Annotated in this window: 14 protein-coding genes; 6 read left to right on the top strand and 8 right to left on the bottom strand. The window is 67.2% G+C overall.

Features of this window, described 5'->3' with window-relative positions; all coding sequences use genetic code 11:
* From ACFVTE_RS06880 to ACFVTE_RS06860, 5 genes are read right to left on the bottom strand one after another with little or no spacing between them, the layout of a single operon-like run.
* Positions 1–1,488 carry an aldehyde dehydrogenase gene (locus ACFVTE_RS06880; protein ID WP_387098505.1) on the bottom strand — a complete coding sequence of 496 codons (1,488 nt, stop codon included), beginning with the start codon at positions 1,486–1,488 and terminating at the stop codon, positions 1–3.
* Positions 1,478–2,215: an alpha/beta fold hydrolase gene (locus ACFVTE_RS06875; RefSeq protein WP_387098503.1), complete on the bottom strand. Its 738-nt coding sequence runs from the start codon at positions 2,213–2,215 to the stop codon at positions 1,478–1,480. Before ACFVTE_RS06875 ends, ACFVTE_RS06880 begins: the two co-directional genes overlap by 11 nt.
* Before the next feature lie 12 nt (positions 2,216–2,227).
* A complete protein-coding gene (locus ACFVTE_RS06870; protein ID WP_387098501.1) occupies positions 2,228–2,782 on the bottom strand; it encodes an amino acid synthesis family protein in 555 nt (184 codons plus the stop codon).
* Positions 2,779–3,390 carry an amino acid synthesis family protein gene (locus ACFVTE_RS06865; protein WP_387098499.1) on the bottom strand — a complete coding sequence of 204 codons (612 nt, stop codon included), beginning with the start codon at positions 3,388–3,390 and terminating at the stop codon, positions 2,779–2,781. Before ACFVTE_RS06865 ends, ACFVTE_RS06870 begins: the two co-directional genes overlap by 4 nt.
* A gap of 53 nt (positions 3,391–3,443) precedes the next feature.
* Complete coding sequence (locus ACFVTE_RS06860) at positions 3,444–4,124, bottom strand: GntR family transcriptional regulator (protein ID WP_387098497.1); 681 nt, start codon at positions 4,122–4,124, stop codon at positions 3,444–3,446.
* Between the two features lie 140 nt (positions 4,125–4,264).
* Here ACFVTE_RS06860 and ACFVTE_RS06855 point away from each other — a divergent pair, with 140 nt between their 5' ends.
* From ACFVTE_RS06855 to ACFVTE_RS06840, 4 genes are all read left to right on the top strand, one after another.
* Positions 4,265–5,203, top strand: coding sequence for a flavin reductase (locus tag ACFVTE_RS06855; protein WP_387098495.1), 939 nt, complete (start codon positions 4,265–4,267; stop codon positions 5,201–5,203).
* 102 nt (positions 5,204–5,305) lie between these two features.
* Entirely contained in the window at positions 5,306–6,736 is a 1,431-nt protein-coding gene (locus ACFVTE_RS06850) for a purine-cytosine permease family protein (protein ID WP_387098493.1), read from the top strand.
* Positions 6,733–7,290 (top strand): cysteine hydrolase family protein, encoded by a 558-nt coding sequence (locus ACFVTE_RS06845; protein WP_387098491.1) that lies wholly within the window; start codon positions 6,733–6,735, stop codon positions 7,288–7,290. The genes ACFVTE_RS06850 and ACFVTE_RS06845 overlap by 4 nt, the downstream gene beginning before the upstream one ends.
* A 90-nt stretch (positions 7,291–7,380) precedes the next feature.
* Positions 7,381–8,871: an NAD-dependent succinate-semialdehyde dehydrogenase gene (locus tag ACFVTE_RS06840; protein ID WP_387098489.1), complete on the top strand. Its 1,491-nt coding sequence runs from the start codon at positions 7,381–7,383 to the stop codon at positions 8,869–8,871.
* Between the two features lie 153 nt (positions 8,872–9,024).
* Here the strand turns inward: ACFVTE_RS06840 and ACFVTE_RS06835 are convergent, their stop codons facing one another.
* Both ACFVTE_RS06835 and ACFVTE_RS06830 read right to left on the bottom strand, forming a co-directional pair.
* Entirely contained in the window at positions 9,025–9,732 is a 708-nt protein-coding gene (locus ACFVTE_RS06835; protein WP_387098487.1) for an SCO1664 family protein, read from the bottom strand.
* 1 nt (position 9,733) lies between these two features.
* On the bottom strand, positions 9,734–10,408 hold the full coding sequence (locus tag ACFVTE_RS06830; protein ID WP_387098486.1) for an MSMEG_4193 family putative phosphomutase: 675 nt from the start codon (positions 10,406–10,408) through the stop codon (positions 9,734–9,736).
* A 77-nt stretch (positions 10,409–10,485) separates the two neighbouring features.
* Between ACFVTE_RS06830 and ACFVTE_RS06825 the strand changes: the two genes are divergently transcribed.
* The gene (locus ACFVTE_RS06825) at positions 10,486–11,874 is read left to right on the top strand and encodes a sigma 54-interacting transcriptional regulator (protein WP_387098484.1); all 1,389 of its coding nucleotides are present in this window, start codon (positions 10,486–10,488) and stop codon (positions 11,872–11,874) included.
* A 42-nt stretch (positions 11,875–11,916) separates the two neighbouring features.
* Complete coding sequence (locus tag ACFVTE_RS06820) at positions 11,917–13,923, top strand: VWA domain-containing protein (protein ID WP_387098482.1); 2,007 nt, start codon at positions 11,917–11,919, stop codon at positions 13,921–13,923.
* A gap of 2 nt (positions 13,924–13,925) precedes the next feature.
* On the opposite strand, the gene ACFVTE_RS06815 is transcribed toward ACFVTE_RS06820, so the two are convergent.
* Positions 13,926–14,270, bottom strand: coding sequence for a hypothetical protein (locus ACFVTE_RS06815; RefSeq protein WP_387098480.1), 345 nt, complete (start codon positions 14,268–14,270; stop codon positions 13,926–13,928).
* Positions 14,271–14,376 lie beyond the last annotated feature (106 nt).

Here is a 14,376-nt window from a genome sequence, read left to right as displayed (position 1 = left end):
TCAGCTCCGCATGATGAAGGGGTCGGCGATGGGGGACTCGTCCGTGTTGATCCAGATGCTCTTGAGCCTGGTGTATTCACGGATACTCTCGATGCCGTGCTCGACGCCCACGCCACTGGTCTTGAACCCTTCGCGCGGGGATGCCGGGGACATGGCGCGGTACGTGTTGACCCATACCGTTCCCGCCTCCAGCCGGCTGGCCATCCGGTGCGCCCGGGCCAGGTTGGTGGTCCAGACGCCGGCGGCGAGGCCGTATGTTGTGTCGTTGGCGAGCCGGAGGACCTCTTCCTCGGTTTCGAAGGGCATGATTGCCGCGACCGGGCCGAAGATCTCTTCCCGCACCACGCGCATGGAATTGTCGACGTCGGTCAGCACGGTGGGCTCGAAGAAGTAGCCGCCGAGCGGGATGTTGGGACGGCCGCCGCCGGTCAGGACGGTGGCGCCCTCCGAGACGCCCAGGTCAACGTAGCTGGCCACCTTGTCCCGCTGGTCCTGGAAGGCCAGCGGGCCGAGCTCGGTGGCGTCGAGCAGCGGGTCGCCGATCACGATGCTGCGGGCACGGTTGGCCACGCGTTCCAGCAGCTCGTCGTAGACGGATTTGTGGGCGAAGACGCGGCTGCCCGCGATGCAGGTCTGGCCCGCCGCTGCGAAGATGCCTGCCACAACACCCATGGACGCGTTGGTGATGTCGGCGTCCTCGAAGACGATGTTCGGTGACTTGCCGCCCAGCTCCAGGGTGGAGCCGATGAAGCGGGAAGCCGTGGACGAGGCGATCCGCGCGCCGGTGCTGGTGCTGCCGGTAAACGAGATCTTGGCCAGCCGCGCGTCGTCCACCAGGGCCGCGCCGGCTTCTGCACCGAAGCCGGTGACCACGTTGATCACGCCCGCCGGGAACCCCGCCTCATCGGCCAGGGCGGCCAGCCGGAGAACGGTGGCCGAGGTGTATTCGGACGGCTTGATGACGATGGTGTTGCCGGCCGCGAGGGCGGGCGCGAGCTTGCTGGTGGTCAGCGTCAGCGGTGAGTTCCACGGCGTGATGGCGCCCACCACGCCCAGCGGTTCGCGGAGCGTGTAGTTGAGGATGGCCGGGGTGGAAGCGGGGATAGTGTCGCCCTGGATCTTGTCCGCGAGCCCGGCGTAGTAATAGTAATACTCCGGCATGGACGCCAGCTGCGCCCGCATCTCCCGCAGGAGTTTCCCGTTGTCCTGGCTCTCCATCCGCGCGAGCTCGTCCGCGTGCTCACCGACGAGGTCACCAAGGCGGCGCAGCAGGTGCCCGCGCCTGGTCTGGCTGAGGTTCCGCCAGCTCGGGTTCTCGAAGGCCGCGGACGCCGCGGAGACAGCCTTTTCGACGTCGGCCGCGTTGCCCCGTGCGGCCTCGTACAGCACGTCGAGGGTCGCCGGGTTGGTGCTGTCGAAGTATTCGCCGGATGACGGCGGGACAAATTCCCCGTTGATGAAGTGGTTGTACTGGCGTTCAACGGACATGAGAATGCTCCTTGATGAAAGCGGTAAGCGTGTTGGCGAGCTCTTGGGGACGTTCCACCGGCATCATGTGGCGGGCGCCGCCGATGACGGAGTAGGTGCAGCCGGGGATGGCCGCGGCCAGCCTTGCACTCATCCCGGGCGTTGACCCCGGGTCCAGCTCGCCGGTCACGGCGTGGGAAGGAACGGTGATCAGGGGCAGCTCGGCGGCGATTTCCGCGTCTGCCGTGGCGAACACGCGGTAGCAGGCCAGGAAGGACTTCGGATCGTTCTTCAGCAGGACTTCCCGCGTCGCTTCGACCACGTCCGCCGGGACGGAGGACCCTTCCGGATACCAGCGGCCGATGGATGCCTCCACCGTTGCCGGAAAATCGGATCCCGCCGAGGCGAGCCGCACCATGACTGCGGCGTGCTCCTCGGAAGTGCGCTTGCACACCGAGGCCACCGACACCAGGCTGGCGACCAGGTCCGGCCTGAACCTGGCCACGTGCTGGGCCACGAGGGCCCCCAGCGAGAAGCCCACCAGGTGCGTGTCCGGCTCGACCCGTTCGGCGACATCCGCCGCGAGCTCGGCCAGCGTTACCCCTTCGGGAGCCTTTGGCCGGCTCCCATGGCCCAGGAGTTCCAGGACCTGGACCTCGTATTCCGGTTCAAGGAATTCGCGGAGGGGGCCCCACATCGACCCGTCGAGGCCGACGCCGTGGAGGAGGGCTATGCGGTCGCGGCTCACGGCGGCTGGCACCTACTTCGTTTCGGTGGCGAACGCTGCCAGTCGCTGCTGGGGCCGTCCCTGGGCAGCGGCGGCGAGGGCGATCACGATCTCGTCGGCGTGCGGTGCGTCGTTGATCCGCACCTCGATGCTCTGGTGGTGCGAGCGGATGGTGGCGTCGGTGATGTGCTTGAGCGGGATGTCGAAGACAACACCGGCCGGTCCGCGCTTCTCCACGGCGGGCAGGAGCGTGGTGGCGTTGGCGGCGTCGCGGAAGTGGTTTCCGAAGGCCAGCGTGTGGATGAGCCCGGAGCCGTGCTCGATTTCGCCGTTCAGGCCCACGATGGCGGCCTTGCCGTACGCCTCGGCCGGGGAGCCGAGGGCTTCGAGGACGCGGGGCGCCAGCAGCGCGCCGATGTCGGAGGCGTTCCCGTTGATGCCGGCGGAGAGGTCCTCCACGAAGCCCTGGCCTGCCCAGGGGTTCTTGACGATGGCTGCCACAACGGCGACCCGCGCGGCCGGGCTGACCTCGCGGCCGCCTTCGATGAGGACGTCTTCGGTCAGGGTGACGATCTTACGGATGCTCATGAAACAAGTTCTCCTAGTGTGTCTGCTTTGACGATGGGGTCGGTGCGGCGGTCACCGATGCGGGAGTGGGGGCGGGGCCCGGTTGATGCACCGAGGACGACGACGATCTCACCCGGGCGGGGTGCGTCACCAATGCGTGTGCTGATGGTCTGGTAGTGGGTGCGGGTTGCTGCAGCGTTCTTGTGCCACAGGGGTACGACGAGCGAGGAGCCGGCGTCGCCGCGGTCATCGGCGAAGCAGATGATGGATTCGCCTTCAAAGAACTCACGGACGAGGTTGCCGAAGAACGGTGTGTGGATGAGCGCAGCGCCGTGCTCGATTTCACCGTCCGTGCCCACGATCGCGGCCTTGCCGAAGGCCTCGATGGCGTCAACGCCGCCGAGGTTGGCAGCCAGCACCTCGGTGAGTTTGCGCGCCAGCACCGGGGCCAGCTGCACCACCTCGTCGCTGAGGTCGTCGGCCGGGTTGCCGCCCAGCCAGGGGTTGCTGACCACGGCTGCCGCCGTTGCGCGGACTGCGGGAACGGCGGGGGAGGCGCCGTTTTCGAGCAGGATTTCCTCGCTGTAGTACACGATCTTGCGGATGCCGAACCCGTGCTCGTTCGTCATTGGATCACGTCAATCATGGAGAAGCGCATGGCTCCCTTTCGTGGGTCGTTGGTTCAGTGCCGGCGGTCTTGCGCCGGGTCGGTCAGGGCCTCCCGGGATGAGGCGTGAACGTGGTTCCTCATGGCGGATTCGGCCCCGAAGGGGTCTTTGTGTTCGATCATGTCCAGGACGGCGCGGTGTTCGCGGGTGGAGGCTTCAAGCCGGCCCGGATGTTCAACCGTGCGCAGGACCAGCCGCTGGTAGGCGAGCTGGTTCATGAGCCGCTCGTAGTGCTCAACAAGCTTGCGGTTGTCCGAGCCGCGCACAATCGTCCAGTGGAACTCGTGCACCAGCCGGGCATAGGCATCCGTGTCATGGGTGAGCGAAGCCATTTCTGACTCCTCAAGGTTCCGCCGCAGGACGGTCAGCTCCTGGACCTCGCCGCGGCGGGCGAGCAGGGATGCCGCCAATCCCTCGAGGGACTCCTTGAGCTGGAAAAGCTCGATGATCTCCCTGCGGGTGGGTTCCCGCACGAAGGTGCCGACCTTCGGGCGGATTTCCACCAGGCCCTCGTGCTGCAGCTGCTTGAGCGCTTCCCGGATCGGTGTCCGGCTCACGTCGAACTCCTGCGCGAGGAAGGCTTCGGGGAGGACTGCGCCCGGGGGGAAATCTCCGCCCAGGACGAGACGGCGGATCCGGTCCAGGAGTCCGTCCCGGTCAGCGGCTTCCCTGACTACTTCGAGATCATCTTGCATACATGAAAGCCTATGTTGCATGCATCAGCAGCGTCAACAGTTTTGGCCGCACTTTCCGAAAACTCATGGTTTTCCAAGGAATCCGCGGAATTTCACGTTCCTCTTGACCTGGGGTTGTGAGCTGGATTACCGTCATTGGTATGCAACAGACCTTGGAACCGCTCATCACATCGGCTTGGCTCGCGGCCTGGGACAAGGGAGACCTTGATGCCCTCGATGGCCTCGTGGCCGCCGGCTACACGCGCACCAGCAAGGCGACGGGTGCAACTGTCGACCTCGCAGGCCTCAAGTCAGAGATCGCTGCGGTCCGGGAAGCTTTCCCCGACCTGCGCACCACGGTCGATGACGTCGTCGAAGGGGACGGCACCGTCGCAGTCTTCTGGACCTCCACCGGCACGCACACCAATGAATATCTCGGAGTTCCGGCAACGGGACTCACCGTCCAGACCCGCGGCTCGAACATCCTGGTCCTCGAGGATGGCAGGATCGTCCGGGAATCGGTGACCTGGGACGGCAGCGAACTGCTCGCCGGCCTCGGCATCCGGCCCCTGCGCGGCATCGCGGCACCCGCTGATGCCGAGGGCGAGGACTTCCCGGAACTCGACCCGGACCTGATGAAGGCCTTCAACCGGCAGTTCATCACCGGCGTTACCGTCGTCACCACCAAGGAAGGCGAAACCCCCAAGGGGCTGGCGGCCAACTCCTACTGCTCTGTCTCACTCGAACCGCCGCTGGTGCTTGTATGCGTCCAGAAGACGTCCAGCACCTACCCCGCGCTCTTCTCCTCGAGCCACCTCGGCATCAATATCCTGGGGACTGAACAGCTGGACACGGTGAAGGTCTTCGCCTCGAAGGCCGCGGACAAGTTCGCCGAGCTCGACTGGCATGAAGGGCCCAAGGGAAGCCCCCTCCTGGACGGATCGGCAGCTTCCCTGGAAGCCGAAATCCAGGAACGGTTCCAAGCCAAGACCCACACGGTCTTCATCTGCCGGGTCCGCCACGCGGAAACCAGCAGCACTGCACCCATGGTCTACAAGGCCGGACGGTTCTTCGACGGCGCTGAACTCGCCCAACTCTAAAGTTCCGGCGCGGCTGACCGCCCTCGCACAGGAAACCAGCCGCACCGACCCAATCTGCTCTCAAGCAGCGCACCTAGGTGCGCATCCCACAATAGGACAACAATGAGCCCAGAAACCATGAGCGCCGCCGAAAACAGCGTCGCCGAAGACCGCGGTTACCGCGACAGCCTCACCAAAATCGAGCCCTACGGCATCGAGCACATCCCCGACGTCGAACGCCACGGCAAGCCCCGTTCCCAGTTCTTCCTGTGGTTTGCCGCGGGAATGAACTTCCCCATCGTCGTCCTCGGCTTCAGCGCCACCTACTTCGGCCTTCCGTTCTGGGCCGCAGTCCTGGCGATCGTCCTCGCCGGCGTGACCTCCTCGGCAGGCATGGGCTACCTGTCGGCCATGGGAGTCCGGCTGGGCGTTCCCCAACAGATGCAGGGCCGCGGACCGCTCGGCTTCATCGGCAACCTGTTCCCGGTGGCTTACGTGAACGTGTTTGCCGGCATCGGCTGGGCCGCAGTGACGGTCATCCTCGGCGGCCAGGCCATCGCGCTGCTGACCGATATTCCGTTCTGGGTCTCCTCCCTGATCCTCATGGGCATCCAGCTCGGTGTGGCCGTCATCGGCTACAACCTGATCCACTTCCTGCAGCGCATCCTGTCGTTCGTCCTGGTCATCGGCTTCGTCTTCATCACCATCGTGGCAGCGGCCAACGGCAAGGTGATCAACACCGCCAACGAATCCGCACCCGGCTTTGACGGCATCGGCGGCTGGATCATCTTCTTCGGCTGGTTCTTCTCCTTCATCGTTGCGTGGATGCCCTTCGCCTCCGACTACTCCCGCTACCTGCCCAACACTCCCGGCAACCGGCGCGGCGCCGGCTGGGCCACCATGTCCGGCAACTTCGTCACCCTCGTCTGGATGGGCATCCTGGGCACCCTGCTCGGATCGACCACCACCGCGTCCGACAGCATCGGCGCGCTCAAGGAGCTCATGGGCCCCTGGGCCGCCGTCGGCCTCGGCGTCGTCGCCCTGTCCTCCTTCACCCAGAACTTCCTCAACGTCTACGGCGGCGCCATCTCCATCCAGACCATGGGTGTCCCCGTGAAGCGCCACACCGCCGTCGTCTTCATCTGCGTCGCCTCCTACCTCGTGGCGCTGTGGGGCCAGACCGGCTTCAACAGCGGCTTCACCGCCTTCCTGAACCTGACCGCCTACTGCATCGCCCCGTACGTCGCCGTCCTGGTGTGCGACTACCTGTTCGGCGGCCGGCGCACCGAGCGTGGCCTGCGCGAGCTCTTTGACAAGACCCGGAAGTTTGAATGGGGCTTCGTGGCCTGGGCCGCCGGCGTCGTGCTCTCCTCGCCGTTCTGGATGTCCTCGATCTACACCGGCCCCATCGCGGCGGCCTTCCCGCAGATCGGTGACCTGTCCTACTACGTCGGTGCCGCCGTCGCTGCGGGAGTCTACTTCGCCACCCACCGGCGCCAGCGCCTCTCCGGACGGGAAATGCTCGACCGCAGCGCCGCGGCCCAGACCCTGTGAGCGTCCGCCGTTCCCTGCGGGACGGAGCCACGCTCGTGGTGATCGACATGCAGCAGGCGTTCCGCGACGAGGGCCAGTGGCAGGTCCCCCGGTACCGGGAGATCGTGCCGGTGATCAGCAAGCTGCAGCAGTCCTTCGGCTCCGGTCCCGTCTTCACCCGGTTCATCCGGGACGAAGCCGAGACCGGCGCCTGGGCCGCCTACTACCGGCGCTGGGACGAAATGCGGTTCCCGTCCGGCTCCGAGGCCTGGGACATCACCATGGATGTGCCGGGCGAGGCAACCGTGATCGACGCCCCGACGTTCTCCAAATGGGGACCGGAGCTCGCCGCCCTGGTGCCCGAAGGCGCGGAAATGGTCCTCACCGGAGTAGCCACGGACTGCTGTGTCCTGTCGACAGCCCTTGGCGCCGTCGACGCCGGACGCTTGGTCACCGTCGTTTCCGACGCCTGCGCTGCGGTCAGCGACGAAGCCCAGCAGCAGACCCTGGCCCTCCTGGAACTGCTTTCGCCGATGTGCGAGGTGGTCACCAGCGAGGAACTCCTCGCCCGATGAGCATGCCGGTCCAAGCGGACCCGCGGATGGGCCGCCGGCCAGCACCAAACGCTCGTTTCTCGAATGAGCTACGCATAGTAAGGAGCCGATGTGGCTGAAGGAAAGACTGTGACCACCGAACGCGAGGCCGCGCTGCTGGCATCAGTGCCCACCGGGCTGCTGATCAACGGCGAATGGCGGGACGCCTCCGGCGGCGGCACGTTCGACGTCGAGGACCCGGCAACCGGGGAGGTCCTGGCCACGCTGGCCTCGGCCACCAGCGCGGACGCCCTCGCCGCGCTCGACGCAGCGGACACCGTCCAGGCCTCCTGGGCGCGGACGGCACCCCGGGAACGGGCCGAGATCCTGCGCCGGGCCTTCGAGCTGGTGACCGGGCGGGCCGAGGACTTTGCCCTGCTGATGACCCTCGAAATGGGCAAGCCGCTGGCCGAGGCTCGAGGCGAGGTGGCCTACGCTGCCGAATTCCTGCGCTGGTTCTCCGAAGAGGCGGTGCGCGATTACGGCCGGTACCTGACGACGCCCGAGGGCAAGAACAAGATCCTGGTGCAGCACAAGCCGGTGGGGCCGTGCCTGCTGATCACGCCGTGGAACTTCCCACTGGCGATGGCCACGCGCAAGGTGGCGCCTGCCGTGGCGGCCGGCTGCACCATGGTGCTCAAGCCGGCAAAGCTCACGCCGCTGACCTCGCAGCTTTTCGCGCAGGTGATGATCGAGGCGGGCCTGCCGGCCGGGGTGCTGAACGTCGTTTCGTCGTCGTCGGCCTCCTCCATCTCGGGACCGCTCCTCAAGGACGCCCGGCTCCGGAAGGTATCCTTCACGGGCTCGACGCCGGTGGGCAAGCAGCTGATGGCGGAGGCGTCCCAGAACGTGCTGCGCACATCCATGGAGCTCGGCGGCAACGCGCCGTTCATCGTGTTCGAGGACGCCGACCTGGACAAGGCAGTGCAGGGCGCGATGGCGGCGAAGATGCGGAACATGGGGGAGGCGTGCACCGCCGCCAACCGGTTCCTGGTGCACGAGTCCGTGGCGCAGGAGTTCACGGCCAGGTTCGCCGAGGCGATGAAGGCCCTCCGCCCGGGCCGCGGCACCGAAGCCGGAGTCACGGTGGGCCCGCTGATCGACGGCGGTGCACGCAAGGACGTGCACGCCCTGGTGGAGGACGCTGTCACTGCCGGCGCGACGGTGGTCACCGGCGGCGCACCCGTGGATGGCCGGGGGTACTTCTACCAGCCCACGGTGCTGGCGGGCGTCGCCAACAATGCGGAGATCCTGCGCACCGAGATCTTCGGCCCGGTCGCCCCCATCACCACGTTCAGCACCGAGGAACAGGCCATCGCCATGGCCAACTCCACCGAGTACGGCCTTGCCGCGTACCTCTACAGCCGCAACTTCAACCGGCTCCTGCGCGTCTCCGAGCAGATCGAGTTCGGCATGGTCGGCTTCAACGCCGGCGTCATCTCGAACGCCGCGGCACCATTCGGCGGGGTGAAGCAGTCAGGCCTCGGGCGAGAAGGCGGCTCGGAGGGCATTGCCGAGTACACCACCACGCAGTACATCGGCATCGCGGACCCGTACGCGTAGACCCACTGCACAGCGCGAATCTATTGCACAGCGCGAATCTACTGCACAGCGCGAATCTACTGCACAGCGCGAACGTACACTTGCGGCCCCAGGGAAGCGTTTCCCAGGGGCCACAAGTGTACGTTCGCGCTTAGTGATTTCCGCAGGGCCTGCCTATACCAGCGGCCAGGGATACCTCATGCCGGTCCGGTCCACGGGGAGCACCGGTTCGTGCAGCAGACGGCGGACCCGGCGCTGCAGGGCGGTGACCTCCGAGCCGTCGAGGAGCTCCGCCAGGTGGTCGGGAACGGAGTCGGCCAACGGGGCGATGTCCTCGAGCAGGGCCTCGGGGATGGGGTCGCCGGCGAAGTCCCAGATCACCGTGCGCAGTTTGAAGACCGCCGAGAAGCACAGCCCGTGGTCGATGCCCCACACCCGCCCGTCGTCGCCGCGCAGCACGTGCCCGCTTTTGCGGTCCGTGTTGTTGGCGACGTAGTCGAACAGGGCAATCCGGGCCAGGTCGCGGTGCGTCTCCGGGACGTCGGCGTAGAGGGTGAAGTAGTGCTCGCTGAAGTCGCAGTCGATGAACCACTGCAGCGACCCGACCCCCAGGGGCGCCTCCTCGCGGATCACCGTCGCCGGCACGAATCCCCAGCCCAGGGACTCGCTGAGCAGGTACGCCGCACGCTCCCGCCGGTACAGTCCGGGCTCAAAATCGGACAGGGGCCGCTCTCCGGCCTCCGGCTTGTACACGGCATAGGCGGTGTCGTCCCCATCGGAGATCTCCGCCAGGAACGTCTCGTTGCTGCTCCGCGGGATGCGTCCGAGCAACTCGATCTGGCCCCCGGCGAGGAGTGTCAGTTCCCGTTCACACTCAGCCATGTCAAGGTGTCCTCAGCCCGCTCAGCGGCTCCGACGTCGAATTCACCATGAGCACGGCGGGCTCCTGGCCGTCAGAAAAGGAGATCGCCGAGACCGACCCCGGGCTGATGACGATCCGCTGGAAAAGGTCCAGGGGCGTGCCCAGGGCGTGGGCGACGGCCGCCTTGATGGGATCGGCGTGGGAAAAGCAGACGACGACGCCCCCGGCGTGCGCTGTACCCAGCACCCCGAGTGCCCCGACTATCCGCTCCTGCATCTCGGTGAAGCTCTCGCCGTCCGGGAACCGGAAGGCCGAGGGGCTGTGCTGCACCGTCTGCCATTCCGGCAGGCCGGCCAGCTCGGACAGGGCGACGCCGGTCCACTCGCCGAAGTCGCATTCGACCAGGCCGGCTTCCTCCCGCACGTCCAGTCCAAAACTGGCCGCCGCGGGCTCCGCCGTCTCGCGGGTGCGTTCCAGCGGCGAGGAGTAGACGGCCTCCACCGGAAGGCCAGTGAGCCGTTCCGCGACCCCTTCGGCCTGGGCCCGGCCGCGGTCGGACAGGTGCAGTCCCGGTGCCCGCCCCGGCAGAACCATGCCCGTGGTGGGCGTTTCCCCATGGCGCACCAGAAGGAGGAGCGTGCTCTCCGGTTTCGACGGCGGTGATGGTGCCGACGGTGATTCTGCAGTCATCAGCATCAAGCGTAACTGCAGGGGCTCCAGGAATCGGAGGGAATCCCTCGATTCTCCGTACAGTCGAGGACTACGGTAGAGGGGTGAGTGATCGTCCCGATATCTTCACCGTTGGCGAACTGCGTGCATCCGGCCACGTCCACAAGGACCTGCGCCACGAGATCCGCGACAACCTGATCGCGGCGCTCGCCGCCGGGCGCGATCCGTGGCCCGGGTTGTTCGGGTTCGGCCGGACCGTCCTGCCGCAGCTCGAGCGTGCCCTGATCGCCGGGCACGACGTGGTCCTGCTCGGCGAACGCGGGCAGGGCAAGACCCGGCTGCTCCGAACCCTGGCCGGGCTGCTGGACGAGTGGTCGCCGGTGATCGAGGAGTCGGAGCTCAACGAGCACCCGTACGAACCGATCACTGAGCAGTCCCGCGCACGCGCTCTCACCGAAGGGGACCGGATGCGGGTGGCCTGGCGCCACCGCTCGGAACGGTACGTGGAAAAGCTGGCAACGCCGGACACCTCCGTTGCCGACCTCATCGGCGACGTCGACCCCATGCGGGTCGCGGAGGGCCGCCGCCTCGGGGACCCGGAGACCATCCACTACGGCCTTGTCCCGCGCTCCAACCGCGGGATCATTGCCATCAACGAGTTGCCTGACCTTGCCGAGCGCATCCAGGTGTCGATGTTGAACGTGATGGAGGAGCGCGACATCCAGATCCGCGGCTACGTGCTGCGGCTGCCGCTGGACGTGCTAGTCGTCGCGTCCGCCAACCCGGAGGACTACACCAACCGCGGCAGGATCATCACGCCGCTGAAGGACCGCTTCGGCGCCGAAATCCGGACCCACTATCCGATTGAGCTCGACGACGAGGTCTCCGTCATCCGGCAGGAGGGGAGGCTGGTGGCCGACGTGCCGCCCGTCATCCTCGAGATCCTTGCCCGCTACACCCGGGCGCTGCGGCAGTCACCAGCCATCAACCAGACCTCCGGCGTTTCCGCGCGGTTCGCCATCGCGGGTGCCGAAACCGTCGCCGCCGCTGCCCTGAGACGGGCCAGCGTGCGCGGCGAGGATCCGGCCGTGGCACGGATCATCGACCTCGAGACCGCCGTCGAGGTCCTGACCGGGAAGATCGAGTTCGAGTCCGGCGAGGAGGGCCGTGAACAGGGCGTCCTCGACCACCTGCTGCGCACCGCCACCGCCGAAGCCGTCCGGGCGCACTTCCAAGGCATCGACATGGGCCCGCTCGTGGCCGCGCTCGACGGCCACACCACGGTGACCACCGGGGACCAGGTCACGGCACGGGAGTTCCTGGAGAACCTCCCGTCCCTCAACGGATCGAGTCTCTACGACAAAATCGGTGAGCGCCTTGGCGCGACAAACGACGGTCAGCGGGCGGCCGCCGTCGAACTTGCACTGGAGGGCCTCTACCTCGCCCGGCGGATCTCCAAGGAGTCCGACGACGAGGAAACGGTCTACGGCTAAGCCCAGTTTCCGCCGGGTACATAAGGCAGTACAGGAGGCATCATGACCCTTCACAACCGGTCCAGGTACGGCCGGTACGCCGGAGGTCCGGATCCGCTTGCCCCGCCGGTGGACCTGGCGGAGGCGTTGGACGCCATCGCCGAGGACGTCATGGCCGGATACTCGCCCCGGCACGCCCTGCAGGAGTTCCTGCGGCGCGGCGGCCAGAACCGCGACGGGCTGGACAGCCTGGCCCGGCGCGTCCAGCAGCGGCGGAGCGAACTGCTGGGCCGGCACCGGCTGGACGGCACGCTCAACGAGGTCAGGAAGCTGCTGGATACCGCGGTGCTGGAGGAACGCAAGCAGCTGGCCCGCGACGCCATGATGGACAACAACGACCGTGCTTTCCGTGAGATGCAGCTGCAGAACCTGCCGCCGTCCACGGCGGCGGCCGTCAACGAGCTCGCGTCCTATGACTGGCAGTCGGGCACCGCCCGGGAAGCCTACGAGCGGATCAAGGACCTGCTGGGCCGCGAAGTCCTGGACCAGCGGTTTGCGGGCATGAAGCAGGCGCTCGAGAACGCCACGGACGAGGACCGCGAAGCAGTCAGCGAGATGCTGCGCGACCTCAATGACCTCCTCGGCAAGCACCGCCGCGGCGAGGACACCGACGCGGATTTCCGGGAGTTCATGGCCAAGCACGGTGACTACTTTCCGGAGAATCCACAGTCCGTCGAGGAGCTGGTGGACGCCCTCGCCAAGCGGGCCGCCGCGGCCCAGCGGATGCTGCAGTCCATGTCGCCCGAGCAGCGCGAGGAGCTGATGCGGCTGTCTGCCCAGGCATTCGGCTCGGCGGAACTTATGACACAGCTCAACCAGCTCGACGACAGCCTGCGCGCACTGCGTCCCGGCGAGGACTGGAGCGGCTCAGAACGTTTCCAGGGCCAGGAGGGGCTTGGACTGGGTGACGGCACCGGCGTGCTGCAAGACATCGCCGAGCTCGACGAACTGTCCGAACAGCTGTCCCAGTCCTACAACGGATCGACCCTCGACGACCTGGACCTCGATGCTTTGGCCCGGCAACTCGGGCAGAACGCGGCCGTGACGGCCCGCACCCTGGCCGAGATCGAGCGGGCGATGCAGGACGGCGGCTACCTGCGGCGCGGGGCCGACGGTGACCTGAGGCTGTCGCCGCAGGCCATGCGGCGGCTCGGGAAGTCGCTGCTGCGGGACACGGCCAGGCAGCTGTCCGGCCGGCAGGGCGGCCGGGACACGCGTGTCGCCGGGGCCGCCGGCGAGCAGACCGGCTCCAGCCGCCAGTGGGAGTTCGGCGACGCCGAACCGTGGGACGTCACGCGCACCATGACCAACGCCATCCGGCGCACCATGGCCGACGGCGGCGATCCCGGCCAGGGACTGCGCCTCGCCGTGGGCGACATTGAGGTGACGGAGACGGAGGCGCGCACCCAGGCCGCCGTCGTCCTGCTTGCCGACGTGTCCTTCTCGATGGCTGCCGAGGGGCGGTGGGTGCCGATGAAACGGACGGCGCTCGCCCTGCATCACCTCGTTTCAACCCGCTTCCGCGGTGACCGGCTGCAGCTGATTACGTTCGGCCGCTACGCGCAGTCCATGGACATTGGCGAGCTCACTGCCCTGCCGGCGCTGCGGGAGCAGGGGACCAACCTGCATCACGGGCTGCTGCTGGCCGGCCGGTTCTTCCGCCAGCACCCCTCGATGCAGCCCGTCCTGCTGGTGGTGACCGACGGCGAGCCCACCGCCCATCTGCTGGCCGACGGCGAGTCGTGGTTCAACTGGCCACCGGATGCGGAGACGATCAGGGTCACGGTCGCTGAGCTGGACCGGCTGGCGCGTGCCGGCACGCAGGCCACGTTCTTCCGGCTCGGCGACGACCCGGGGCTGGAACGTTTCGTGCGGCGGCTGGCCCAACGGATCGACGGCAAGGTGGTGGCACCTGAGACCGGGGACCTGGGGGCCGCCGTCGTGGGTGCGTATCTCCGCACACACTTCCGGGACGGGCTGTACGACGACGACTGGGCCGCCGGAATTTAGGGTCAGGCAGCGGCCAACTCGGTAGGGACAGCCGGCAGTGCCGTGAGCTTCGGTGCTGTGCTTCTCGGTGCAACGATGCTGAACCGGTAGTTGCGCTGGAGCGGATCCACCTGCAGCGGAAGGTGGTGGGAACGGGCGCAGCCGCGGAGTTCCTCCATGGCCTGCGGTTCCACCTCGGCCAGGGTCATGTCGAGTTCCAGTGCCAGTCCCGGGACCAGCGAGTCGGCGCGCTTCATGACGTCGTACAGGCCCTGAATGCTTTGAACAGTTACGTGGCCCTGGGTCTTTACCTGGGCCTTGGCGCCGTCGAGGTCAACGCTGACCAGCACCCGCAGCTTCTCATTCACTAAGTTGTCTCCCCAATTTAGAAAGGGCCACCACGCTGTGGCCCCCGACAACGATAGACGAATGTGACGTGGGTAACAAGTCCGAGGGCTGGGAGGTCCTGTCCGG

This window comes from Arthrobacter sp. NPDC058097 (genome assembly GCF_042884885.1).
GTDB lineage: Bacteria > Actinomycetota > Actinomycetes > Actinomycetales > Micrococcaceae > Arthrobacter.
The sequence above is the reverse complement of the archived record's forward strand: the minus strand, read 5'-3'. Positions and strand labels throughout refer to the sequence as shown.